This window comes from Devosia riboflavina, from assembly GCF_000743575.1.
Taxonomy (GTDB): Bacteria; Pseudomonadota; Alphaproteobacteria; order Rhizobiales; family Devosiaceae; genus Devosia; species Devosia riboflavina.
In genome coordinates this window covers 208,730-232,404 of sequence record NZ_JQGC01000006.1, presented here as the reverse complement: position 1 = coordinate 232,404, position 23,675 = coordinate 208,730, and the positions used below count along the sequence as shown (strand labels likewise).

The window sequence follows — 23,675 nt, the reverse complement described above, 5'->3', positions numbered from 1 at the left end:
TTCAGGCTCCGTCGCGGACTGAGACGACGATGCGACGGTTCTGGGCCTTGCCGGCGGCCGTTGCATTGTCGGCCACAGGCTGGGATTCGCCATAACCGATGGCATAGAGACGTTCGGCACCCACGCCCAGATTGATCAGCGCTGCAATCACGGCCTCGGCGCGCGCAACCGACAGGGCCAGGTTCGCGGCGGCTTCGCCATCGGAATCGGTGTGGCCGGCAACGTCGATCGCCGCATCGGGGCAATGGTTGATGGCGTCAGCGATCGACGCGAGGATTGTTTCGGTACCCTCGGCAAGAACCGCCGCGCCGGAGCGGAAAAGGATGCCATTTTGGGCCGAGAGCGCTGCGAGATTGGTGCGGCACTGTTCGAGGGTTTCAGGCGAAGCGGAAGGTGCTGGAGCCGTCTGCGCTGGCTGCGCGGGTTCCATTGCAGGGGCGGTCACCGGGTTAGGTTCGGCCGGAACCGTCTCTTCGGTTGGAGCGGGCTCCGTCGCAACAGGTTCTGGCGCGACCGTTGCAACCTGCGGCTGTTCCGGCGCAGTTGGGGCACTTGGTGCTGGCGCGGCAAGGGCAAGCCCCCATCCCGCTTCGCTCAGGCGATCACGAGCAAAAGTCGCGCGAATGGATTCCGCGTCGGCCGAAGTCAGCGGCGTACCGGAAAAGAGCCAGACACCGCCATCGAGCTTGACTTCACCCTCCTTGAGCAGGGCGAAGAGCGGGAGAATTTTGTCGAGGCTGGCTTCGAAATTGAGAGGTTCGCCCGAACCGAAGCGCAGGGTGGAACTGGCGCGTACACCGACTGCCAGGAGCGAGCGCTGCTCCAGTTCGGGATTCGGCACATAGCCGGAGAGCAGCACATTGCCATTGGGCTGACGGCGCAGCGAGAAGGCATAGGATTCGACGCGCGGCGCAGAAATTTCGGCCTTGGCGAGAATGAGACCGGCAGGAACCTGCGTGGCGAGTGTCTGGTGGAGGGTGATAAAATCGGCCTGGGTGGCAGCGACACCGCTCACAGACAATACGGAGCCGCGCAAGGCAAAGCGGCCTTCCGAAAGACGATCCAGAACATCAAGACCGAAAGCGGTGGCAGCATCGTAGCCCGCAGGCGCGCCCGAGCCGAGCTTGAGCCAGGAAATGTCGACACCGGCGCGCTGTCCCAGGGCATCTCGCGAGGCAGCACTGGGCGCATAGCCATCAAAAACCAGCGTGCCGCCCGGCTGGCGCGAAATGCTGACCCAGTAGTCGGACACCTGTGGCGGCGGCACGGCAATGACAGAGGATTGCGCCAGGGACGACGGGCCAAAGCTCAAAACCAGGCCAAGCGCTATCACGCCTGATGTCACGAGGTGACTAAGGAGCCTCTTCATATCGATTCCATTAAGTGCCACATTGCCGGGACGTTAGATGATTTGCCGCAAGGGCAAAAGCCGCGCGGTACGATCACGCGCAAGAAGCGCCTTCAAAAAGCAGAAAGGCCCGGCGTGAGCCGGGCCTTTCCGTTCGGAAACCGAAGCTTCGATTATTCGAAGGACTTTTCAGCCTTGAACTGGAAGCGGTAGGCGCTGTTCGAGTAAACTTCGCCCTTGATGGACGACTTGAAGCCGCCGCCGGGAGCCCATGCGAGTTCAGCAGCGCCGTAGTAAACGCTGTCGGTCGTCACGCCAGGAGCATTCGGCAGCGTCACGTTGTTGAAGTAGCCGCCGAGTTCGCCGGTGACCTTGATGGTCTCGGTGACTGCAGCAACGAGCTGAGCCGAAACCTGGGTCGTGCCTTCGTTCGTGACAACACCGTTGAGGTTGCCCAGATTGAAGTAACGAGCGCCGAGGTTGATCGAAACGCCTTCGGTGACGGTGGCGCCAATGGAGCCGCCGATGCCGTAGCCGTCAGTGATGGCACCAGCAACATCCTTACGCTGGTATTCACCCGACAGGGCGAGCGTGAACATGTCAAACGTCGCCTGGCCGGAAACCAGACCGTGGAACTTGTTCAGGCTCTGGGCGCTATCGTTGAAGTAGGCACCAGCAGCGCGAACCTTGAACTGGTCGAACGTACCGGTTGCGCCAGCATGGAGACCCCACGCGTTGACGGTACCATCGAGAACGCCGATCGCCATACCGGTGACGTGGGCAGTGACGCCTTCACCAGCATAGGACAGGACGCCAACGAGAGTGCCGGCATTCTGGCCATTGTTGGCATAGCCGTTGGGAAGATTGTTAGCAGTAGCGGGAGCGAACGCAGTCATGTCGCCACCGATGTTTTCGAGACCAGCAGCAACACTCACGCCATTGCCGAGATCCGAAACAACCTGAATAACATGACCGCCGAGGAAGGCCGGGGTGTCATCGTTGTCGAAGCCAACGCCACTATCGACCTTGCTGTAGCCAAAGAGCTTCAGGTAGTTGAACGGCTCGCTGTCACCAAAGTTAGCGATCGAACCCTTCTTACCAGCCATGATGACCGTGGTGTCACCGACGGAGACATAAGCTTCGTCAATGAAGAAGCCTTCGGGGTTATTGTCGCCCCAAGCGTCAGAAGCGGCGTTACCATTGCTGAAACGGTAGCCGTCGGAGCCCTTCAGCTTGACGACAGCCTTGGCAGGGCCAAAGTCGCTGTCTGCGGTACCGACGAACTTGAGCCAAGCCTGGACGCGCGACTGCCAGTCGTTACGATTGCCCGTAACCGGATCGCTGTTGGGTGCAATCGAGTCAACATTGACAGTACCAAGGGCAAACGGATCATTGCCGAAGGGGATACGACCGATATCTTCGGTTGCGCGGTAGTCACCGAAGCGGAATTCATAGATTGCGCCGCCCGAGATCTGCAGGCAGTTGGTGTCGGACGAGATGGTCAGGCCGGAAAGACCGAGCGCATCGCAAACGTCCAGCGAGGTGAGAACGCCAAGATCGGCAGCAAAGCCGGCGGTCGAGAGACCAGCAGCGGCAACAGAACCGAGGATAAGGCTCTTGAGTTTCATTAGTTGACCTCCAAAGTCAGTCATTTGGTGCCGGTTACCCAGCGGTTTGTCGAAACGCGACCACACTATTCGTGGTGCAGTGTGTTGCCGTCGCGTTGCGACCGACAAACGATCCCATGCATGGATTCGCAAGACCCACTCTACGCATGCAAACATCGGACGCAATCGAACAAAGCTGGATTCACCCCTGCCACAATATGGTTGCGATCCGGATGTTGCAGATTCAGCACACAGATCGAAACCACCTGTTAAGACTTCTGAAGCAGCCCTTAAAAACCGCGGCTTTGCAGGGGTTTTGGCCTTCACAATGAAGCGATGAGGGTCTTTCGAGGCCGGATTTGACACACGTACCCCACTGCCCGACACATGGCGTAAACATGACCACCTTGTGGAGGAGAGACTATGACATCGACCAGATTCGCCCTTGTAACCGGGGGCACATCCGGCATCGGGAAGGCCGTGGCGCTTGGCCTGGCCAAGGCCGGATGGACCGTGACCATCTGTGGCCGGCGCGCGGAGTTGGTCGAGGAGATCAGCCTAGGCGGGTTGGTCGAGGGGCTGGTTTGCGACGTGACCAATTCGGATGACGTCGCGAATCTCTTCTCCAAGATTCGGGAAAAGCATGGTCGCCTTGATCTCGTGTTCAACAATGCGGGCCGCTTTGCGCCGGCAAAACCGTTCGGCGATCTCGACGTGGCGACCTGGCGCGAGATGATCGATACGAATCTTAATGGCGCCTTCTATGTCGCGCGAGAGGCCTTCCGGCTGATGCGCGAACAGAGCCCGCAGGGCGGCCGCATTATCAACAATGGGTCGATCTCGGCCTATGTGCCGCGGCCGCAGGCGGCGTCCTATACGACCTCGAAGCACGCGATTACCGGGCTGACCAAGGCCATCTCGCTCGATGGACGGGCCTACAATATCGCCTGTGGGCAGATCGATATTGGCAATGCGGCAACGGATATGACGAGCCAGATGAACTCAGGCTCGCTGCAGGCTAATGGTACGATGATGCCGGAGCCGACCTTCGATGTGGCCCATGTCGTGGAGGCCGTCACCTATATGGCGGGGCTGCCGCTCAGCGCCAATGTGCAGTTCATGACCGTGATGGCGACGAACATGCCCTATATCGGGCGGGGCTAATCCCCGCCCTCAGGATTGATCAGGCGTGGAAGACTTCCACGCCGTCGATCCATGTGGCCTTGACCTGACGGGTATCGGACAGGTGTGCAAAGCTGCCTACGGCGCCGCGCTGCAGCGTGCCGTAGGTGGCTTCTATGCCCATGGCCTCGGCAGGATAGAGCGAAGCCATGCGGAGGACTTCGTCGAAGTCGAGCCCGATGGTGTCGACCATGAAGTTGACGGCATCGATCATGTCGAGGTCGGCGCCGGCAAGGGTGCCGTCGGCAAGACGCAGGGCGCCATCGGCGCGCGTGATGGTGCGGCCGTTGAGCGTCAGGGTCTGGATGTCGGTGCCCGTCTGCGACATGGCGTCGGTAACGAGGAAGATTTTTCCGGGGCCACGTTTGGCACGCAGGGCAGCTCCGATGCTGGCCGGGTGTACGTGGATGCCGTCGGCGATGAGGCCAGCAAAGGCGGTTGGACTATCGAGCGTGGCGCCGACGACGCCGGGCTCGCGATTGCCCATCTGGCTCATGGCATTGAAAAGATGGGTCGACATGGTGGCACCGGCATTGAAGGCGGCCATGGCGGTCGCGTAGTCGGCGTCGGAATGGCCGATGCTGACGACGGCGCCGGCTTCGGAAAGGATTTTGATCTGCTGCGGTGTCGCCGTCTCGGCGGCAACGGTGCAGATGAGATTGGGCAGGGTTTCCGCGGCGCGCTTGAGACGGGCAAGATCGGAATCGTCCATGGGGCGGATCAGGGCCGGATCGTGCGTACCTTTTCGCGCGAGGGACAGGTGCGGGCCTTCGAGGTGAAGGCCGATAAAGCCCGGCACGCGCGCGGCTTCGGCCGCCAGGCCGGCGGCGATGGCTCTTTCGTTGACCTCGGCCGTGTCGGTGATCAGCGTGGGAAGCAGTGCCGTAGTGCCGAACTGGGCGTGGGCGGCGCAGATGGTGCGGATGGCTTCGAGCGAGGTGTCGTTGTTGAAAAGGATGCCGCCGCCGCCATTGACCTGCAGGTCGATAAAGCCGGGCACGATCATACCGCCGTCGAGCGTGACGCGCTCGGCATTGGCGGGAATATCGCTGGCCGGGACGATGCCGGCGACATAGCCGAACTCGATCAGCAGGGCGGCATTATCATGCCAGGTGGCGCTATCGAAAATGCGGGCGCCAGTGATGGCGAGAAGGTCGCTCATACCGTTTCCGTCACCTTCTTGAGGGCCGGGGGCACGTCGGGATTGAGGCCGCGGTGGCGGGACAACGCCTCGACAAAACCGTAGAAGGACACGATCAGCGCCAGGGGATCGGTGATCGGATGGCCGGTGGTGGCGAAAGGCAGCGGCTTGGCAGCGCCCGGACGATCACTGGTGAGGAAGGCGAGAGCGCCCTGCCCTGCGAGCTTGTGGGCCATGTCGGCAACCGAAGCCTCGGCAGCGTCGCGCGCGGCAAGGCCAAGCACCGGATAGCCCGGTGTGACAATGGCGACGGGGCCGTGCATGACTTCGGCGGCGCTGTAGGATTCGGCCTGGATATTGCAGGTTTCCTTGAATTTCAGCGCCGCTTCATTGGCGATGGCAAAGCCCGGGCCGCGACCGAGGACGTAGAGGGCGTTGTGACCGTCGAACGCGGTGATCAGTTCGGACCAATCGCAGGTGACGGCCTTGGCAAGGCTTTCCGGCAGGGCGGCGACGGCGCGGGCGAGATCGGCGTCGCCGCTCCAGCGCGCCAGCAATGCAAGGCCGGCGACCACGGAGGTCACAAAACTCTTGGTCGCGGCGACGCTCTTTTCGAGGCCGGCGTGGAGATCGATAGTGAAGTCGCTGGCTTCGGCAATGGGCGAGCCGGCGGTATTGGTGATGGCGATGGTAGTTGCGCCGCTGCGACGGGCCGACTGGGCCATGCCAACAATGTCGGGGCTCTTGCCGGATTGGGAAATGGCGATGGCCACGGCGTTCGAAAGGCGCAGATCCTTGCCATAGATCGAGGCAATGGAGGGGCCGATGGAGGCAACCGGCAGGCCGAGGGTCAGTTCGACGGCATACTTCAAATAGGCCGAAGCGTGGTCGGAGGAGCCGCGGGCGACGGTGACGACGACGGAGGGATCGGTTTCGCGCAGACGCGCGGCGGCGGCGTCGAGCGTCGGCGCGGATTCGGTGAGGAAGCGGGACACAACCTGCGGGATTTCATCCACTTCGCGGCGCATGTGCGTTTGGTTGGTCGTCATTTGATCGCTCCATTGACAGGTGCTTCGCCCAACCGGAGCTCGGCGACGAAGTCGTAGGTATCGCCCCGATAGATGGAGCGGGTGAATTCGATAACGCGGCCCGACGCTAGGTAGGATGTGCGTTCGATATGAAGGCCGGCGGACCCGACCGGCACCTGCAGCAGGTGCGCGTCGTCATCGTTGAGATGGGCGGCGCGGATGCGCTGAATGGCGCGGACCGGACGATTGCCCGAGAGATCGAGGTGCTTGTAGAGCGAATCCCCGATTGCTGCCGGATCGGGCAGGATAGAGCCGGAGAGGCTGGCGCGCTCGATGGCCAGCGGCATATCGCCGGTAAGGCGCAGGCGGGAAATCCGCGCGACCTGTTCGCCCGAGGAAAGGCCGAGAATGACCGTTTCTTCCGGCGAGGGAATATAGAGGCCGCGATCCAGCCATTCGGCGCGCACGGCCATGCCGCGACGCGCCATATCTTCGGTGAAGGAGGTGAGCTGGGACAGCGACTGCTCGACGCGCTGCGTAGCCGGGGCGACGAAGGTGCCGGAACCATGGCGCTGCACGAGCACGCCTTCCTGCACGAGCTGCGACACCGCCTTGCGCACGGTGACACGCGACACGTCGACTTTCAGCGCCAGATCGCGCTCGGACGGCAGGGCATCGCCGGGATTGAGGGCGCCGCTCTTTATGGCTTCTTCGACCCAGCGCTTGAGCTGGAGATAGAGCGGACCACCTTGCGGCAGGGTAACAGGGCGATCGGAAAAGAAGGTTTCATATGTCTCGGACATGTTTTTCCTCCTGTTCTCCGCGATAACCAGGTTCAGACTTCAGGCAAGAACTGCCATTGTCCGCGCTCACCCACAATACCAATAAAATACCATTCGCGTGATCTCGTTTCCAGAGTGTCCAGTCCGAAGCGCAGGGGTACCGGACATTTCTCAACAAAAACTTGGCTCAAACGATAAGCGGGTTATGGCCCGAGGCGTCCGGCTGGACAAGTGGTATTTTTTTGGCATTATCCGGCCAAGGAGTTTCTTATGGCCGAAAGACAAACGGAAAAGCGCCACGCCGCCGCCCAGGGACTAGAACTGCGTTCGCCGGTCGAGATTTTGTCGCTTCTGGCGGCAGGCCAGGCGGAGGCAGCCAAGAGCGTTGCTAGCGCCGTCGACGAATTGGCCGATGGCGCGGTGCTGGCCGCAGCGAGCATCGAGGCAGGCGGGCGCCTGGTTTACGTTGCGGCGGGCAGTTCGGGGCTGATGGCGCTGGCCGATGCGCTGGAATTGCCGGGGACTTACGGCATTGCGCGCGAGCAGATAGTGGTGCTGCTGGCCGGTGGGCTCGACTCGCTGGTGAACATGCTCGGTGGGCCGGAGGACGATGGCGAGGCTGGCAGGAAGGCCATCGAGGATCTTTATCTTGATGCCCGGGACTGCGTGATCGCGTTGACGGCGAGTGGGCAGACCCCTTTCCCGGTTTCGGCTGTTCTGGCGGCCAAGGCCGCCGGGGCGAAGACCATTGGCTTTTCGAACAATGCCGGGGCGCAGATCCTCGATATCGCGGATGTCGGCGTATGCCTGCCAACGCCGCCGGAGGTGATTGCCGGCTCGACCCGCATGGGTGCGGGCACGGCGCAGAAGATCGCCCTCAACATGCTGTCGACGCTGATGGCCATTCACCTCGGGCATGTGCATGACGGGTTCATGGTCAATGTCGTGGCAGACAATATCAAGCTGCGCGAACGGGCGCGGGGTATTGTCGCTTCGATCTCCGGGGCCAGCGAAGATCGCGCCGCGGCTGCGCTCGAAACGAGCGAAGGTGCGGTGAAGCCGGCGGTTTTGCTGGCGGCGGGTGCCGATGACCTTGCGGCAGCCGAGGCGATGTTGGCCGAGCACAAGGGACGACTGCGACTGGCCTTGGCGGCGCTGCGGAGCTAACTCCCCTGCAGTTGGTTGGCGCAACGGAAGACGGGCGCGCTCGACAGCGTTTTCGTGTCCAGAGCGACCGGCGACTGCACAGCAAATGTTTTGCTCTGCCCCGGCAACAGGGTCACCAGCATATCGTCTGTAGTCGCATCGGGATGGATGCGGTCGACGAAAAGGCAAAGGTCCTTGATCAGGGTTTTGGCTGCCACCGTCACCTGGTAGCCGTCCGCAGCCTTCTCCACTTTTAGATCGAATTCCGGCTGCGGCAGGTTCAGGTCCACGTCTTCGGCAAAATAGTGGAGGGCCGTACTGTCGTGCATGGTGGCGACGAGCAGTTCGTTGGCCTTGTCACCTACCGCCGCGACGTCCGCGGGAATAGGCAATTCGGCCGCTGACAGGCGATCTGCGCACAGACGCCAGTGGGTCCATTCGGCGAGAACCGTGCCGTCGAAGCGCAGGCGCTTGATGGTGACGGGGCCACGCCAGAACAGGGTGCGCTCGTTGACCGCGACGACGCTGAGGCCCTCGCCGCGCGGCTGGATCGTAAGAAGATGCGGATGATAGACGGCGCGCAGGGCGTACCAGAGCGGCTTCAATCGCCCGTAGCCGTCGACGGCGGCCCATGAGGTAACGGGCCAGCAATCGTTCAATTGCCAGACGATGGTGCCCATGTTGCGGCCGCGATGGCTTCGCATGTGCTCGATGCCGAACTTGATGGCGCGGGCCTGATTGAGCTGGGTGACGAAATGCCAATCGTCCATGGTCTTAGGTTCGGGCAGATGCCCCTTCAGCCCGCGCAGCAGCTTGTCATTGCCGATGGTCGCCTTCTGGTGGTGCCAGACGCCGGGAGAGGTTGGCGTGAGCGGATTGTCGTGCACCGACTGGGTGAGAGTTGCCCAGGTTGGCGGGGCCTGCCAGCCGAATTCGGAACAGAAGCGCGGGACGCTATCGACATAGTGCTCGTAGCCGATTTCATTCCAGACATCCCAGAGGTGGGTGCAGCCGTGGGCAGGGTCGTTGGGGTGAATGTCCATGGAGCCCGAATAGGGACTGCCGGCCCAGTAGGGGCGGGTCGGATCGAGTTCGGCGACGAGGCGCGGCAGCAGATCGAGATAGTAGCCTAGGCCCCAAGTGCGGTTCTTGAGCACATCCTGCCATCCCCAATCGAACCAGCCCCAGATATTTTCGTTGTTGCCGTTCCAGAGCACCAGCGAGGGATGGGGCATGAGCCGAACGATGTTTTCGCGCGCTTCGGCTTCGATCTCGGCGGGCAGATCGCCCTCTTCGGGATAGGCGGCGCAGGCGAAGAGAAAGTCCTGCCAGACCAGCATGCCCTGCCGGTCGCATTCTTCGTAGAAGGCCTCGGTTTCGTAGATGCCGCCGCCCCAGACGCGGAGCATATTGATACTCGCGGCCTTGGCCTGCGCGATACGGGCGGCGTAGCGCTCGGGCGTGACGCGCGGCAGGAAACAGTCGTCGGGAATCCAGTTGGCGCCGCAGATATAGACCGGCACGTCGTTGATAACGAAGGCGAAGGGCGTGCCTTCCTCATCCGGCGTGGTGTCGAGGCGCAGGGAGCGGAAACCGATATTTCGCGACCAGGAATCGAGGACGGTTTCGCCATCGAGCAATTCGACGGTCACAGGATAGAGCGGCTGATTGCCGAGGCCGGCCGGCCACCAGAGTTCGGGATTTGGAACGGTGATTTCGGCGCTGCCGACGGGAGCAGTTACGGTCTGGCCGGCAACGCTGATGCGGAGGCCGAGATTGGTTGCGTCGCCGTCGATTTCCGTGTGAACGTGGACATGGCCATCGGCACCGGCGAGGGTGATTTCGGGGCGGATCGCGCGCAGACGGGCCTTTGACCACGACTGCAATGTAGCGCTCTGCCAGAGGCCTGATGTGACCACGGTCGGGCCCCAATCCCAGCCGAAATTGCAGGCCATCTTTCGCATCAGATTGGCAGGGCCGGGATAGTTGTTGGGCCGCGGCTCATAAATCTTGTCGAGGGCTTCGCCACGCTTCCAGGCGGATTCGAATGTGACCGCGAGGTGGTTTTCGCCGGGGCGCAGATGCTCGCGCACCGGGAAACGGTAGGACCGGTTCATATTGGCGGTTTCGCCAAGTGTGACACCGTTGAGGGTGATGGTCGCGAATGTATCGAGGCCGGCGAAAACGAGATCGGTGTTTTGAGCGCCGTCGTCGGACCAATTGAAGGTGGTCTCGTAGCGCCAGTCGCATTTGCCGACCCAATCGACAGCGATTTCGTTGAGGTCGAGATAGGGATCGGGGATGAGGCCGGCCGCGAGAAGGTCGGTATGGACTGTGCCAGGAACGGTGGCCGGAATGGCTTCGGGAAGGCCGGGGCGAGCGCCCTGCCCGCCGAGACAGGTCAGCCTCCAGTTGCCCTCGAGCGCCTGATTTCTACTCGGCATGCCATACTCCTGCAGCGAAACGGCGCTTCCATACAACAGAAGTTTGGTGCCGCGAGAAATTTTCGTCGCAAAATGTCGAAGGCTCGTTGGGCGCTTCGTCGTTTGGGCATATCAACGCCTATTGCATGGGAGCAAAAGATGAGCACCGACAACACTATCGATAATGAACGCGACCTCGTTCTCACCCGCCTGATCGACGCATCGCCGGCCGCGGTCTACAGCTGCTGGACCGATCCGGAGCTGATGAAGAAGTGGTTCGCGCCAAAGCCGTGGAGCACGCCGCGCGTCACGCTCGACCTGCGCCCCGGCGGGGGCAATGTCGTGGTGATGGCCGACGAGGCGGGCAATGAATATCCCAATCCGGGCCAGTATCTCGAAGTCGTGCCAAACAAGAAGCTGGTCTTCACCGACGCCTTTGTCGGCGACTGGAAGCCCTCGGGAAAACCGTTCTTCACCTGTGTCCTGACCTTCGACGATGAAGGCGGCAAGACCCGCTACACCGCCGTCGCCCGGCACTGGGCCAAGGAAGACAAGGAAGCCCACGAAAAGATGGGTTTTCACGAAGGCTGGGGGCTTTGTGCCGCACAGCTCGAGGAAGTCGCGAAGGGGCTTTGATTGCCTGTTCATTTGGGGGCATCGCACCCCCACCCTTGATCCCTCCCCACAAGGGGGAGGGAGACGAAGGAACCGAGGCGGCTGAGCTTACGCATCCCTCCCCCTTGTGGGGAGCGAATGAGGGTGGGGGTGTGGCGAGCCCGAAGGCCTGTGTTAGCCCCGCACCAGCAAAATCGACGGCTTGTCGTGGTAGGTGACCGTCCCCTCCTCGACATAGCCCATGCGTTTGGCGAGGCGCAGCGAGGGCATGTTTTCAGGGTCGATCAGGCAGCAGGTGCGCGCCATGTCTTGCGCATCTGCCCAGGCGAGCAGCGCCATAAGCGCCTCGGCGGCAAAACCCTTGCCGTGGAAGTCGGGATGCAACACCCAGCCAGCTTCGGGGTCTCTCAGCGGCGGGTCGATGGCTCGGCGAAAATCGGCGAGGCCGAATTCACCGATCAAGGCGCCGGATTGTCTTTCGACGACAGCAAAGTAGCCGTAGCCGAGCAGGTCCCAATGGCCGGCGTAGCGCAGGATGCGCGACCAGACTTCTTCTGAAGTGCTGGGGCGACCACCGATGTAGCGGGTCACCTCTTCACTACCCCAGAGCCGGCAACAGGCTTCGAAATCCGAGACCTGATGACGACGGAGGATGAGGCGCTCTGTTTCCAGAACCGGAGACATCAGCCCGCAGCGACGGCCGTGCGCGGCATTTCCGAGAAGATTTCGGCTTTGCCATTGCGGATGATGACGATCTCTTCGAGGCGCAGGCCGAACTTGCCCTGGAGGTAAATGCCCGGCTCGATGGAGAAGACCATGCCCTCGTCGAGCACGGTTTCGCTGGTGCCGGTGATGTATGGCGCTTCATGCACGTCGATGCCGAGGCCATGGCCGGTGCGGTGCAGGAAGTTGGGGCCATAGCCGGCGGCGGTGATGACGTCGCGCGCGGCCTTGTCGACGTCACTGGCGACGACACCGGGTTTTGCGGCAGCAATGGCGGCTTCCACGGCGCGGTCGATGATCGAGTGGATCTGGCCATAGCCTTCCGGCGCCGACTGGAAATAGCCCATACGGGTCATGTCGGACGGATAGCCATCGAGGCGGCAGCCGGTGTCTATGAGCACGGCGTCGCCGGCCTTGAGCTGGGTCGAGCCGGTGTGGTGATGCGGGAAAGCGCCGTTGGGGCCGAAGCAAACCGAGCAGAATTCAGTGGTCGCGCCATTGGCCTTGTAGAATTCGCCGATGAACTCAGCGACTTCCACCTCGGTCATGCCCGGCTTTAGCGCTGCAAAGGCGGCCGTGACGGCGCGGTCGTTGAGCAGGTGCGCGGCCTTGATGGCCTTGTATTCGGCCTCGTCCTTGCGCGAGCGGAGGTAACCGACCGTGTCCTGGGTGAAGCGGCGCTTGGCGCCCGGCAGCGCATCGAGCAGCAGCAGGGCGAAATCGGCGCGCATGGTTTCGTCGAGCACGACAGAGGGATTTGCGCGCGAAATGCCCGTCGCTTCGATGAGCTGTTCGAGCGCGGCACTCGGGCCTTCGGCATCGGCCCAGGGGAAAAAGGGCAGATCGGTGTGCTGGCGCGAAGAATCAACATTGAGCGCGGGCATGAGGAAACCGGCATAGGTCTGGCTGACCAGCAGCATGACGGGGCGCTCATCGCCATGGGGCGAAAGATCAGCCAGCCAGCGCATGTGGCTCGAAGGGCCGATGGCGACGAGATCGGTTGCAGTCTCGGCCATGCGGCGACGGAGATTGGCCATGCGGGTGGTGAGCGTGGAGTTCATTATCGGTCTCAGAAATTCGTGGGCGCTGTGAGGCCCCTCACCCTAGCCCTCTCCCCAGAGGGGCGAGGGGATCAGATCGGTGCTTAAGGACAAATCTTGCCAAACGCTCGATCTAGTCCCCTCGCCCCTCTGGGGAGAGGGTTAGGGTGAGGGGTCTACGGGTAAAAAGGGCGGAGCCGAGCGGGAGGAGGTGCCCGGCTCCGCAGGCGGCGACCGAGGGACAATCGCCGCCATTGGTGACCGCGGGATTTTGGCCCCGCGGAAAAATTCCCCGTTTGTCGTCATTGCCGGGCTTGTCCCGGCAATCCATCTCGCCTCCGCATGGACCACCGGGACAAGCCCGGTGGTGACGATGGGGGTGAAGTTTCGGCTTACTGCTTCGTCACGAGACGGTAGTAGACAAAGTCCGAGTTGGAGCCGTTGACATAGCCTTCGACATTGTTGGCCATGCCGATCTGCAGTTCGGCCTGGAACATGATGACGATCGGGCTTTCGGCCTGAACCTTCTTCTGCAGGTCGACATAAAGCTCGTTGCGCTTGGTCTGGTCGGCTTCGGCGAGAGCGGCGTTGACTTCGTCGTTCATCTCGGCCGGCACAGCCCAGGCGTTACGCCAGGTCGTGGTCGCGGTGTAGTTGTCGTCCGCATTGTTCGAATTGTAGGCGAAAGCCTTGGCATTCGAGTGCGGGTCCATGAAGTCCGGGCCCCAGTAAAGCAGCATGGCTTCGTGGGTACGTTCACGGTACTTGGTGATCACCTGAGCGCCGGTGCCGGGCAGGATTTCGAAGTTGATGCCGGCTTCGGCAAAGCCAGCCTGCAGCGACTGGGCAATGTCGGTGAACGGGGTCGAGTTGATCACGTCGAGGGTGACGTTGATTGGGGTCTGGATGCCGGCGTCAGCCAGGATCTGCTTGGCCTTTTCGACGTCGTAGGAATACGGCGTTTCGTCATAGGAGCCGGGGAAGCCCTTGGGCCAGAAGGCCTGGTGCTTTTCCATCTGGCCCTTGAGGAAGGTCTCGGTCATCCCGTCATAGTCGACGAGGTAACGTGCGGCTTCCCAGACGGCCGGCGGGGTCAGCGATTCCGTCTTCTGGTTGAACGACAGGAAGTGGACGGCGGCCTGCGGGTAGGACTCGACCTTGACCGTATCTGCCGGAAGAGCGGCGATCTGATCGGGGGTCAGGTTCTTGGCCATGTCGACGTCGCCCGAGGTCAGCAGCAACTGCTGGGTCGCGGCTTCGGCAACGTGACGGATGAGAACCTGCTTCATGGCCGGAGCGCCACCGAAATAGGTTTCGTTGGCGGTGAGGCGAACGAGCTCGGCCGGGCGGTAGTCGGTCAAGACGAACGGGCCGGAACCAGCCGAGTTGGTGTTGAGCCAGGCATTGCCCCAGTCTTCGCCGGTCACATGCTGGGAAACCAGCACTTCGTCGACGATGGCGGCCGGGCGGGCAGCGAGCACGTTCAGCACGAAGGCCGAAGCGAAATCGCCGGTCCACTTCACGGTGACGGTGTTGCCGTCAACGGTGACCATCTCGTCGATGTTTTCCGGAGTCCAGCCGAGCTGGGTCAGGATGAAGGCCGGGGTCAGGTTCAGCGCGATGACGCGCTTGAAGGAATAGTGCACGTCTTCGGCGCGGACCGGGTTGCCCGAGGCGAAGGTGGCGCCTTCGCGCATGGTGAAGGTCAGCGACTTGGCGGCTTCGTCGGCAGTCCATTCCGATGCAAGGCCGGGGGCGAGAACGGTGGTGTCCTCGGCGGCGTACTGCACCAGATGGTCATAGAGATTGGCGTTGATTTCGCCAGCCGAGAATTCATAGGCCTGTGCCGGATCGAGCGCAACGATGTCGTCGATGTTCTGGGCGATCACCAGGGCATCGGCCGGGGTCGCGGCGTAGACGGCGCCCGCTGCCAGCGGCAGGCTGAGCGCAGACGCCAGAAGGGCGGCGCGGAAGAGTTTCATGTGCGTTTCTCCTTTGAAGTGACTTTTTTTCGAACCGGCTTGTTGATGCCGGGTTTTGCTTTCGCCACCACCTGGCGCGACGGACGCGCCGTGGAGCGGAAGAGTGCAAGCGTTCCCGTCCAGAGGAGCTTGGCAGGCTGATCGGTATGGTTTGACCAGGAATGCGGGCGATTGCCGCGGAAATGGAGGCTATCCCCGGCGCTCATCACCATCTCCTCGCCATCGAGGCGCTGGGTGATGGCTCCTTCGAGCACGTAGAGGATTTCCTCGCCTTCATGCGACACCGTTTCCGAACGATAGCCGGGCGGCACGAGCATGATGAAGCTTGAAAGCTGATTGCCGGGGAAGTCGGCGCCGAGGCGCTCATAGATGATGGACGAACCATCGAGCGAGAAGCGGTTGCGGTCGCCTGCCCGCGTCAGCGCATTGTGCGGCGCCGGAGCGGAAACGAAATATTCGATGGAAACACCGAGCGCCCGCGCGATCTGGGCGAGCGTGCCGAGGGAGGGCGTGGCATGGTCGCGCTCGACCTGGCTGAGATAGCCGACGGAAACTTCCGCGGCGGCGCCCAGGTCCATCAGCGTCATATGCTGCTGGCGGCGGCGCGCACGAATGAGCGCACCCACCTTCGGGTGCCCCTGCTCGACCTCTGCAAGTGCAGTTTGCGCCATCCATCCCACCAAAATTTTTTTGATATAAGCAAAGTTTCTTGTATGGTGAAAGCGAAATGTGAAGGTTTTGCAACCTGCAGGTAACGGATCCTGCGGAAGTAAAACCCTGTTATTACAAGAGGATTTCGTGTGACGACTGAACAGCCGGCGCTGACCTCGCCACCGCCAGAAAAACTAACGAGCAAGCGTACGAGACGACAGATCGGTGCCGTCGTGACCTTTCTCGTCACGCTTTTCCTCACTTTTCTGGGCCTATTGGCTATCACCTTCTTCATCGGGCGCGTGATCCCGATCGATCCAGTGCTTGCCGTGGTCGGCGACCGCGCGACGCAGGCGCAGTATGATGCGGCCAAGATCGCCATGGGGCTCGATCAGCCGCTCTACATGCAGTTCATCAGTTACGTCGGCAATGTCTTCACCGGCAATCTGGGCATGTCTGTGTCGACCGGCCGCGCCGTGGCCGACGATCTCAGCCGCTTCTTCCCCGCGACATTCGAAATGGCGACGCTGGGCATTCTCATCGGCGTCGCCATCGGCGTGCCGCTCGGTGTGACCGCCGCGGCGCGACAGGGCTCCTGGCTCGACCAGGCCATCCGCGTCGTGGGCCTCCTCGGCTATTCGGTGCCTGCCTTCTGGCTTGGGCTTGTCGGTCTTGCGCTGTTTTACGCGCGGCTGCGCTGGGTTGGTGGACCGGGCCGTCTGGACATCTTTTATGATGGCCTCGTCACCCCCATCACCGGCATGATCCTGATCGACAGTCTTGTACAGGGCGAGTTCGACATTTTCTGGAACGCGGTCTGGCATATCGTGCTGCCGGCTTCCGTGCTGGGCTTTTTCAGCCTCGCCTATATCGCCCGCATGACGCGCAGCTTCATGCTCGACCAGCTGAGCCAGGAATTCGTCACCACCGCCCGCGTCAAGGGCGTGCCGGAGCGGATCGTTATCTGGCGCCATGCTTTCAATCCGATCCGCGTGCCGCTGATCACGGTTATCGGCCTCTCCTATGCCGGGCTGCTCGAAGGCTCGGTGATGATCGAGACAGTCTTTTCCTGGCCCGGCATCGGTAATTACCTGACGACGGCCCTGCTCAATGCCGACATGAACGCGGTACTCGGCTCGACGCTGGTCATCGGCGCTGTTTTCATCGTCATCAATAAAGTTTCGGACGTGCTCTATCGCGTCCTCGATCCGAGGGCTCGCTAATGGCCTCAATTTTGCAACAACCACAGGTCGTCACCCTCGGGCTTGACCCGAGGGCTCTGCACTTTGCGATGCCCAATCAAGTACAGTCCCCTCGGGTCAAGCCCGAGGGTGACACGCGGAGTGAGAATCTGGAGCCCGCACAATGACGACGCGTGACTGGCTTCTCGCCGACTCCCCCACTTCGCGCTGGCAGGCCAATGCCGGGCGGGCCTATCGGGTATTCACCGCCCTCCTCCGCAATCCGCTTTCCGTGCTGGGCGGAGTGATCATCCTCGTCCTGCTGCTGACGGCCTTGTTTGCGCCTTGGATCGCGCCGTTTTCGCCGACCGGACAGAACCTGAGCCAGCGCCTCCTGCCGCCATCGGGCGTCAACTGGATGGGTACGGATGAGCTTGGCCGCGATATCTTCTCGCGTGTCGTCTGGGGTTCGCAGATCACCCTCACCATCGTCCTGCTGGTGGCACTGATCTCGGCGCCGCTGGGGCTCTTGATCGGTGCCATTTCCGGCTATTTCGGTGGCTGGGTCGATCGCGTGCTGATGGGTTTTACCGACATCTTCCTGTCGCTGCCGAAATTGATCCTGGCGCTGGCTTTCGTCGCGGCGCTCGGGCCTGGCATCAACAATGCCATCATCGCCATCGCCATCACCTCGTGGCCGGCTTATGCGCGTATCGCCCGCGCTGAAACGCTGACCATCCGCAATGCGGAATATATCTCGGCCGTGCAGCTGGCCGGTGGTGGGCCTATCCGGGTGATCGTGCAGCACATCCTGCCGCTTTGCACCTCGTCGATGATCGTGCGCGTGACGCTCGACATGGCTGGCGTCATCCTCACCGCAGCTGGCCTTGGCTTTATCGGCCTTGGCGCACAACCGCCGCTGCCGGAATGGGGCGCGATGATTTCGCGTGGCCGTACCTTCATTCTCGATCAGTGGTGGGTCGCGACCATGCCCGGCTTTGCCATCATCATCGTCTCGCTCGGCTTCTGCTTCCTCGGCGATGGTCTGCGCGATGTGCTCGATCCCAAGAGCGAGGGTAAGTCATGAGCGCCCCCCTCCTCGAAGTCGAAAATCTCCGCGTTTCGTTTCCGACCCATTCCGGTCGCGTCGAGGTTGTGAAGGGCCTGTCCTTCACCCTCGGCCGCGAGCGGCTGGGCATTGTGGGCGAGAGCGGATCGGGCAAGTCGATGACTGGCCGGTCAATTTTAAAACTCATCCGCAAGCCGGGTGAAGTGATCGCCGACAAGCTGCGTTTTGAAGGGATCGATATCCTCGACCAGAACGAAAAGCAGATGCGCGCCATTCGCGGCGCCCGCATTTCCATGGTCATGCAGGACCCGAAATTCTCGCTCAATCCGGTGATGACCGTGGGCGAGCAGATCGCTGAAGCCCTGGTGACGCATCAGAAGCTCGGCCGTAAGGAAGTGCAGCAGCGCATTCTCGATATGCTTGTTGCCGTGCGCATCAACGATCCCGAGCGCGTGGCCAAGCTCTATCCGCACGAAGTGTCGGGCGGCATGGGCCAGCGCATCATGATCGCCATGATGCTGATCCCCGAGCCCGAACTGCTCATCGCCGACGAGCCGACTTCGGCGCTCGACGTTTCGGTGCAGGCGCAGGTGCTCGATATCATCGATGATCTCGTCACGCGAAAAGGCATGGGGCTGATCCTGATCAGCCACGACCTGGCGCTGGTGAGCCGCTATTGCGACCGCATCCTCGTGATGAATGCCGGGCGCGTGGTGGAAGAATGCGCGGCGGGGCAACTCGACAAGGCGCAGCATCCCTATACGCGGGGCCTGCTTGCGGCCATGCCGGTGATTGACGAAACACGCGACGAATTGCCGGTGCTCGACCGGACACAATGGGCGGGCACATGAGCGCACTTACCCTCAAGAATCTCGACATTTCCTACGGCGACACCAAAGTCGTGCATGGGGTGAACCTCGACGTGCCGGAAGGCGAGAGCTTTGCCCTTGTGGGCGAAAGCGGTTCGGGCAAGTCGACGATCCTCCGCGCCATTGCCGGGCTGGCTCCGGAATGGACCGGCGAAATCTCGGTGCTGGGCAAGCCGCGCACCCATGGCGTTGATCGCAATGTGTCGCGCACCGTGCAGATGGTGTTTCAGGACCCCTATGGTTCGCTGCACCCGCGCAAAACTATCGACTCCGCGCTCTCCGAGCCGCTGGCCATCCACGGCATCGGCAATCGCGGCGAGCGGGTCGAAGCGGTGCTGAAGCAAGTCGGGCTCGACCAGCGTTTCCGCTTCCGCTTCCCGCACCAGCTTTCGGGTGGACAACGCCAGCGTGTCGCCATTGCGCGGGCGCTGATGCTTGAGCCCAAGGTGCTGTTGCTCGATGAGCCAACTTCGGCCCTCGACGTGTCGGTGCAGGCGGAAATTCTGAACCTTCTCAAGCGCCTGCGCCGGGAACAGAACCTCACCTTCCTCATGGTGACGCATAACCTGCCCGTCGTGAGCTTCCTCTGCGACCGCCTCGCCGTGATGCGCCACGGCCGGATCGTCGAGATTGCCGACGTCGCCCAGCTCAAGCAGGGCGACCTCAAGGAGCCCTATTCGCGCGAATTGCTCGCCGCGACGGCCGCATAGGTCGAACTCGATCTGCACCCTCCCCCTTGCGGGGAGGGTTGAGGAGGGGGATGAGAGCCCGGATATTGTGGCTTCCGCACCCCCTCCCATCCTCCCCCGTCGAGGGGGGTGCCGGGCCGGTGAATGCCGCCGCGCCCTGCCCCAATTCAATAATTTAAGGACTATTCGAATGACTGACCATTCCGCCGCCCTCGCCGCATTTGATGTGGCTATTGCCGAGGCTAGGGGAGTCGAGGCGGCGTTTGCTGCGCTGCAGACGCTGACCGAAGCGACCGTGGGCGTGAAGCTTTTCACCTATATGACCGTCGACATGACCAACGAGCTGGCTCGTCGCGCCTATACCAGCGATGCCGTCAGCTACCCGACTTCGGGCACCAAGCCGATCCACTATGACGCCTGGTTCGACATCGTACACAAGCAGCACGCCTATTTCGTCGCCAACACCATCGAAGACATTGCCAAGGTGTTTCCGGACTATGAGCTGATCAACTCGCTCGGCTGCCAGTCCGTGGTGAACATGCCCGTCATCCTTGGCGGCGAACTGGTCGGCACGGTCAACATGCTGCACGAGACAGATTTTTACACGTCCGAGCGCGTTGCAGAGATCAAGGCCGTGCTGTCGGTCCCGGCCAAGCTCGCCGCGGCGGTCGCTGCACGCTGATTTTCCACCGAGAATAACATAGAGATTGAGGCCCGCAGCTGATGCTGCGGGCCTTTTCTTTTAGCTCGCCGTAGCGATCAGGGTGGCGTTACCGCCGGCAGCCGTGGTGTCGATGCAGACATGACGTTCATGCTGCAGGCGGGCGACGTCTTCGGTGCTGGTGAGAATCGGCAAGATCGGGCCATCGCGACCGGCGAGGGTTTTGCGGATGATCGACAGCGTCGCGTCGTCGCCGAACCAGGCGACGGCGTCGAAGGTCGTCGCGACGCCAAGCGTGTCCTTGTCGAGCGAGGCGACCAGCGGCACGCAGCCGGCCTGGCCGGCCATGACCTTCTGGGCCGAGATATCGGCTTCGGTCGGGCCGAGGCACAGCAGGGTGCCGCGCGGAGAAACGTGCAACACATTGCTTTCGCCCGTCGGGCCCGGCAGCGTCTCGGCGGCAGCCTGCAGGCCGGAATGGCCTGACGTGAAGCGTGCGACATAGTGAGGGCCGCCGGCCTTGGGGCCAGTGCCGGAGAGGCCTTCGCCACCAAAAGGCTGGGAGCCGACGACGGCGCCGATCTGGTTTCGGTTGACGTAGATATTGCCGGCGTGGACTGCGGCCGAGACTTTCTTCACGCGGCTCGAAATGCGGGTGTGCATGCCGAAGGTGAGGCCATAGCCGGAAGCATTGATGGCGTCGATGACGCTGTCGAGCTCGTCGGCCTTGAAGGTCGCGACGTGCAGCACCGGCCCGAAGATTTCTTCCGGAATTTCGCCGATGCCACCGACCTTTACCACGGTCGGCGCAACGAAGGTGCCAGATGTCGGCGCCTTCATGGCGTGAATCACCTTTGCCTTGTTAACATCCACATAGGACTGGATTTTCTTGCGCGCAGGCTCGTCGATGATCGGACCGATGTCGGTGGCGAGATCCCAGGGATTGCCGAGGGTCAGTTCGTCCATCGCGCCCTTGAGCATTTCGACGGTCCGCTCGGCGGCATCTTCCTGCACGTAGAGAACGCGGAGCGCCGAGCAGCGCTGGCCGGCCGACTGGAAAGCCGAGGCGATGATGTCGCGCACGGCCTGTTCCGGCAGCGCGGTCGAGTCGACGATCATGGCGTTGAGGCCGCCGGTTTCGGCGATCAGCGGCGCCTTGGCGTCGACATGTTCGGCCATGGCGCGGTCGATACGATGGGCGGTCGGTAGCGAGCCGGTGAAGGCAACGCCGGCGATACGCGCATCCGAGGTCAGCGCGGTGCCGACATCGGGGCCGCCTGGCATGAGCTGGATGGCGTCGGTCGGGATGCCGGCTTCATGCATCAACTGTACGGCCCGGAAGGCGATGAGCGGGGTCTGCGGCGCCGGCTTTGCTACTACCGGATTACCGGCGACGAGCGCCGCCGCGATCTGGCCGGAGAAGATGGCGAGCGGGAAATTCCACGGCGAGATAGCGACGAAGGGACCGCGCGCAGCGGCCAGGGGCTTGGTTTCCGCTTCGGCTGCGTAGTAGCGCAGGAAGTCGACGGCTTCGCGGACTTCGGCCACGGCGTCTGCCCAGGACTTGCCAGCTTCGCGGGCCAGCAGCGCAAAAAGCTCGGCGCGGTTGGCTTCGTAGAGATCGGCCGTCTTGCGCAGGACTTCGGCGCGGGTGCCGACGGCGGTCTGCGGCCATTTGCTGGCTACAGCGGCGGAGATCGCCGCAGTGACGCCTGCTGCCGAGGCCGAAACGACATGGCCGACAATGTCGGTGGGGTCGGCAGGGTTGATGACCGGGGTGGTTTCGCTCGAAGCCTCGGCGACCGGCAGCGGCGTTGCCAGCCACTGGGTCTTGCAGAAGGTTTCGCGGGCAGCGTTCACGGCACCGAAGGCCACCGGGTCGGTCAGGTCGAGGCCAGCCGAATTGCGTCGCGCACCGAAAACCGCGTCAGGCAACGGGATGTTGGGGTTGGCAAAGCCATCGAGCGCCAGCAGCTTGGCGATCGGGTCTTCGGCGACCTTGGCGGCCGGAATATCTTCGTCAGCGATCTGGTAGACGAAGGAACCGTTGGCGCCGTTTTCGAGGAGGCGTCGCACGAGATAAGCCAGCAGGTCCTTGTGCGGGCCGACTGGCGCGTAGATGCGCGTGCGGGTGCCATGGTTGGTGCGCAGCACTTCGTGCAGGCGCTCGCCCATGCCGTGGAGGCGCTGGAATTCATAGGTGTCGTTAAGGCGTCCTGCTTCGGCCGCCAGATGCAGAACGGCAGCGGCCGTGTGGGCATTGTGCGAGGCGAACTGGGGATAGACGCGCTTCTTGGAGAAGAGTTTTCGCGCCGCCGCAATATAGCTGACGTCGGTGATCGCCTTGCGGGTATAGACCGGGAAACCCGGTAGGCCGAGCACCTGGGCGCGCTTGATTTCGGCGTCCCAATAGGCGCCCTTCACGAGGCGAACCATGATCTTGCGATTGTACTTTTCGGCAGTCGCTTCGAGCCAGTCGATCAGCGGCAACACGCGCTTGCCATAGGCCTGCACGACGACGCCAAAGCCTTCCCAACCGGCGAGTTCGGGAGTTGCCAGCACTGCCTCGATGATTTCCATCGAGAGATCGAGACGGTCGGCTTCTTCGGCGTCGATGTTGAAGCCCATATTGGCTTCACGGGCGGCGAGGGCCAGTTTCCGAGTCGCATCAACGAGTTCCGTAAGAACGCGCTCGCGCTGCGCGAACTCGTAGCGTGGATGCAGCGCCGAAAGCTTTACTGAAATGCCGGGATTGTCGCGCACAGCCGACGAGGTGCAGTGCGGCGCCAGCGTTGCGATGGCGTCGGAATAGGCCTTGAAATAGCGCTCGGCGTCTTCTGCCGTGCGGGCGGCTTCGCCCAGCATGTCGTAGGAATAGCGATAGCCCAGAGACTCCGGCTTCTTCGCATTGGCGACGGCTTCGTCGATGGTGCGGCCAAAGACGAACTGGCTGCCGAGGAGGCGCATGGCCTGACCGACAGCGGTACGGATGACAGGTTCGCCGAGACGGGCGATGGCGCGGTGCAGCGCGTTCTTGGGGCCGACTTCGGGATCACCGAGCACGTCGGCAGTCAGATTCAGCGCCCAGGACGAGAAGTTGACCAGCGTGTTGGACGAGGAGCCGAAATGGCTGGCCCAGTCGGAGCCGCCGACCTTGTCGTGGATCAGCGCATCCACGGTCTCGGCATCAGGCACGCGCAGCAGCGCTTCGGCGAGCGACATCAGCGCCACGCCTTCGTCGGTCGCCAGACCATATTCGGCGAGGAAGCTTTCCATCAGCCCCAGCTTGTTGCCGGTGCGTACTGATGTCACCAGCTTCTCGGCATGGCCGGAAATGGTTTGGCGCTGCGCCGCGTCAAGGCCGGTGGCCTCAATCAACTGCGGGACGAGGATGTTTTCATCCGCATAAATGCGGGCGCGCATGGTGTCGCGAAAGGCGGTCGTGTCGGTCATGGAAGAGCACTCAAAAGCGTTGCCTTAAAATGCCAGAAGCCGGGAAGTCGTTTCGCCTATTTGTATGGCCGTCTCGCGACGACAG

At 62.3% G+C, this 23,675-nt stretch carries 19 protein-coding genes; 8 read left to right on the top strand and 11 right to left on the bottom strand.

Annotation, left to right across the window (positions count from 1 at the left end):
• Window position 1: 1 nt before the first annotated feature.
• Window positions 2-1,369 carry an OmpA family protein gene (locus JP75_RS25220; protein ID WP_084587550.1) on the bottom strand — a complete coding sequence of 456 codons (1,368 nt, stop codon included), beginning with the start codon at window positions 1,367-1,369 and terminating at the stop codon, window positions 2-4.
• 152 nt (window positions 1,370-1,521) lie between these two features.
• Window positions 1,522-2,976, bottom strand: a complete 1,455-nt coding sequence (locus JP75_RS08410) for a hypothetical protein (protein WP_035081549.1) — start codon at window positions 2,974-2,976, stop codon at window positions 1,522-1,524.
• A gap of 402 nt (window positions 2,977-3,378) precedes the next feature.
• Here JP75_RS08410 and JP75_RS08405 point away from each other — a divergent pair, with 402 nt between their 5' ends.
• Complete coding sequence (locus tag JP75_RS08405) at window positions 3,379-4,119, top strand: SDR family oxidoreductase (RefSeq protein WP_035081547.1); 741 nt, start codon at window positions 3,379-3,381, stop codon at window positions 4,117-4,119.
• A gap of 19 nt (window positions 4,120-4,138) precedes the next feature.
• Here the strand turns inward: JP75_RS08405 and nagA are convergent, their stop codons facing one another.
• From nagA to JP75_RS08390, 3 genes are read right to left on the bottom strand one after another with little or no spacing between them, the layout of a single operon-like run.
• Window positions 4,139-5,299 (bottom strand): N-acetylglucosamine-6-phosphate deacetylase, encoded by a 1,161-nt coding sequence (gene nagA / locus JP75_RS08400; RefSeq protein ID WP_035081545.1) that lies wholly within the window; start codon window positions 5,297-5,299, stop codon window positions 4,139-4,141.
• Window positions 5,296-6,327, bottom strand: a complete 1,032-nt coding sequence (locus JP75_RS08395; protein ID WP_035081542.1) for an SIS domain-containing protein — start codon at window positions 6,325-6,327, stop codon at window positions 5,296-5,298. Before JP75_RS08395 ends, nagA begins: the two co-directional genes overlap by 4 nt.
• Window positions 6,324-7,109 (bottom strand): GntR family transcriptional regulator, encoded by a 786-nt coding sequence (locus JP75_RS08390; RefSeq protein ID WP_035081539.1) that lies wholly within the window; start codon window positions 7,107-7,109, stop codon window positions 6,324-6,326. The genes JP75_RS08395 and JP75_RS08390 overlap by 4 nt, the downstream gene beginning before the upstream one ends.
• Window positions 7,110-7,358: 249 nt before the next feature.
• On the opposite strand from JP75_RS08390, the gene JP75_RS08385 reads away from it, so the two are divergent.
• Window positions 7,359-8,255, top strand: coding sequence for an N-acetylmuramic acid 6-phosphate etherase (locus tag JP75_RS08385; RefSeq protein WP_035081536.1), 897 nt, complete (start codon window positions 7,359-7,361; stop codon window positions 8,253-8,255).
• Here the strand turns inward: JP75_RS08385 and JP75_RS08380 are convergent.
• On the bottom strand, window positions 8,252-10,678 hold the full coding sequence (locus tag JP75_RS08380; RefSeq protein ID WP_035081534.1) for a glycoside hydrolase family 2 protein: 2,427 nt from the start codon (window positions 10,676-10,678) through the stop codon (window positions 8,252-8,254). The genes JP75_RS08385 and JP75_RS08380 overlap by 4 nt on opposite strands.
• A gap of 138 nt (window positions 10,679-10,816) precedes the next feature.
• Between JP75_RS08380 and JP75_RS08375 the strand changes: the two genes are divergently transcribed.
• On the top strand, window positions 10,817-11,293 hold the full coding sequence (locus JP75_RS08375; RefSeq protein ID WP_035081531.1) for an SRPBCC family protein: 477 nt from the start codon (window positions 10,817-10,819) through the stop codon (window positions 11,291-11,293).
• Between the two features lie 153 nt (window positions 11,294-11,446).
• Here JP75_RS08375 and JP75_RS08370 read toward each other — a convergent pair whose 3' ends face one another.
• The 4 genes from JP75_RS08370 to JP75_RS08355 all read right to left on the bottom strand — a co-directional run bounded on the left by JP75_RS08370 (window position 11,447) and on the right by JP75_RS08355 (window position 15,688).
• Window positions 11,447-11,956, bottom strand: a complete 510-nt coding sequence (locus tag JP75_RS08370; RefSeq protein ID WP_035081528.1) for a GNAT family N-acetyltransferase — start codon at window positions 11,954-11,956, stop codon at window positions 11,447-11,449.
• The gene (locus tag JP75_RS08365; protein ID WP_035081525.1) at window positions 11,956-13,056 is read right to left on the bottom strand and encodes a M24 family metallopeptidase; all 1,101 of its coding nucleotides are present in this window, start codon (window positions 13,054-13,056) and stop codon (window positions 11,956-11,958) included. Before JP75_RS08365 ends, JP75_RS08370 begins: the two co-directional genes overlap by 1 nt.
• A gap of 371 nt (window positions 13,057-13,427) precedes the next feature.
• Window positions 13,428-15,017 (bottom strand): ABC transporter substrate-binding protein, encoded by a 1,590-nt coding sequence (locus JP75_RS08360; RefSeq protein ID WP_035081523.1) that lies wholly within the window; start codon window positions 15,015-15,017, stop codon window positions 13,428-13,430.
• Complete coding sequence (locus JP75_RS08355; protein ID WP_035081521.1) at window positions 15,014-15,688, bottom strand: helix-turn-helix domain-containing protein; 675 nt, start codon at window positions 15,686-15,688, stop codon at window positions 15,014-15,016. Before JP75_RS08355 ends, JP75_RS08360 begins: the two co-directional genes overlap by 4 nt.
• Window positions 15,689-15,889: 201 nt before the next feature.
• Here JP75_RS08355 and JP75_RS08350 point away from each other — a divergent pair, with 201 nt between their 5' ends.
• From JP75_RS08350 to JP75_RS08330, 5 genes are all read left to right on the top strand, one after another.
• Window positions 15,890-16,891 carry an ABC transporter permease gene (locus tag JP75_RS08350; RefSeq protein ID WP_244446281.1) on the top strand — a complete coding sequence of 334 codons (1,002 nt, stop codon included), beginning with the start codon at window positions 15,890-15,892 and terminating at the stop codon, window positions 16,889-16,891.
• Between the two features lie 142 nt (window positions 16,892-17,033).
• Window positions 17,034-17,936 carry an ABC transporter permease gene (locus tag JP75_RS08345; protein WP_035081519.1) on the top strand — a complete coding sequence of 301 codons (903 nt, stop codon included), beginning with the start codon at window positions 17,034-17,036 and terminating at the stop codon, window positions 17,934-17,936.
• Complete coding sequence (locus JP75_RS08340; RefSeq protein WP_035081518.1) at window positions 17,933-18,769, top strand: ABC transporter ATP-binding protein; 837 nt, start codon at window positions 17,933-17,935, stop codon at window positions 18,767-18,769. The genes JP75_RS08345 and JP75_RS08340 overlap by 4 nt, the downstream gene beginning before the upstream one ends.
• Window positions 18,766-19,497 carry an ABC transporter ATP-binding protein gene (locus JP75_RS08335; protein ID WP_035081976.1) on the top strand — a complete coding sequence of 244 codons (732 nt, stop codon included), beginning with the start codon at window positions 18,766-18,768 and terminating at the stop codon, window positions 19,495-19,497. Before JP75_RS08340 ends, JP75_RS08335 begins: the two co-directional genes overlap by 4 nt.
• A gap of 169 nt (window positions 19,498-19,666) precedes the next feature.
• Window positions 19,667-20,158: a hypothetical protein gene (locus JP75_RS08330; RefSeq protein WP_035081515.1), complete on the top strand. Its 492-nt coding sequence runs from the start codon at window positions 19,667-19,669 to the stop codon at window positions 20,156-20,158.
• A 60-nt stretch (window positions 20,159-20,218) separates the two neighbouring features.
• Here JP75_RS08330 and putA read toward each other — a convergent pair whose 3' ends face one another.
• Entirely contained in the window at window positions 20,219-23,590 is a 3,372-nt protein-coding gene (gene putA / locus JP75_RS08325; protein WP_035081513.1) for a bifunctional proline dehydrogenase/L-glutamate gamma-semialdehyde dehydrogenase PutA, read from the bottom strand.
• Window positions 23,591-23,675 lie beyond the last annotated feature (85 nt).

Excerpts from the sequence above, each read along its gene's own strand:
- JP75_RS25220 (WP_084587550.1), bottom strand. The coding sequence starts at position 1,369 with ATGAAGAGGCTCCTTAGTCACCTCGTGACATCAGGCGTGATAGCGCTT.
- JP75_RS08410 (WP_035081549.1), bottom strand. The coding sequence starts at position 2,976 with ATGAAACTCAAGAGCCTTATCCTCGGTTCTGTTGCCGCTGCTGGTCTC.
- JP75_RS08405 (WP_035081547.1), top strand. The coding sequence starts at position 3,379 with ATGACATCGACCAGATTCGCCCTTGTAACCGGGGGCACATCCGGCATC.
- nagA (WP_035081545.1), bottom strand. The coding sequence starts at position 5,299 with ATGAGCGACCTTCTCGCCATCACTGGCGCCCGCATTTTCGATAGCGCC.
- JP75_RS08395 (WP_035081542.1), bottom strand. The coding sequence starts at position 6,327 with ATGACGACCAACCAAACGCACATGCGCCGCGAAGTGGATGAAATCCCG.
- JP75_RS08390 (WP_035081539.1), bottom strand. The coding sequence starts at position 7,109 with ATGTCCGAGACATATGAAACCTTCTTTTCCGATCGCCCTGTTACCCTG.
- JP75_RS08385 (WP_035081536.1), top strand. The coding sequence starts at position 7,359 with ATGGCCGAAAGACAAACGGAAAAGCGCCACGCCGCCGCCCAGGGACTA.
- JP75_RS08380 (WP_035081534.1), bottom strand. The coding sequence starts at position 10,678 with ATGCCGAGTAGAAATCAGGCGCTCGAGGGCAACTGGAGGCTGACCTGT.
- JP75_RS08375 (WP_035081531.1), top strand. The coding sequence starts at position 10,817 with ATGAGCACCGACAACACTATCGATAATGAACGCGACCTCGTTCTCACC.
- JP75_RS08370 (WP_035081528.1), bottom strand. The coding sequence starts at position 11,956 with ATGTCTCCGGTTCTGGAAACAGAGCGCCTCATCCTCCGTCGTCATCAG.
- JP75_RS08365 (WP_035081525.1), bottom strand. The coding sequence starts at position 13,056 with ATGAACTCCACGCTCACCACCCGCATGGCCAATCTCCGTCGCCGCATG.
- JP75_RS08360 (WP_035081523.1), bottom strand. The coding sequence starts at position 15,017 with ATGAAACTCTTCCGCGCCGCCCTTCTGGCGTCTGCGCTCAGCCTGCCG.
- JP75_RS08355 (WP_035081521.1), bottom strand. The coding sequence starts at position 15,688 with ATGGCGCAAACTGCACTTGCAGAGGTCGAGCAGGGGCACCCGAAGGTG.
- JP75_RS08345 (WP_035081519.1), top strand. The coding sequence starts at position 17,034 with ATGACGACGCGTGACTGGCTTCTCGCCGACTCCCCCACTTCGCGCTGG.
- JP75_RS08340 (WP_035081518.1), top strand. The coding sequence starts at position 17,933 with ATGAGCGCCCCCCTCCTCGAAGTCGAAAATCTCCGCGTTTCGTTTCCG.
- JP75_RS08335 (WP_035081976.1), top strand. The coding sequence starts at position 18,766 with ATGAGCGCACTTACCCTCAAGAATCTCGACATTTCCTACGGCGACACC.
- JP75_RS08330 (WP_035081515.1), top strand. The coding sequence starts at position 19,667 with ATGACTGACCATTCCGCCGCCCTCGCCGCATTTGATGTGGCTATTGCC.
- putA (WP_035081513.1), bottom strand. The coding sequence starts at position 23,590 with ATGACCGACACGACCGCCTTTCGCGACACCATGCGCGCCCGCATTTAT.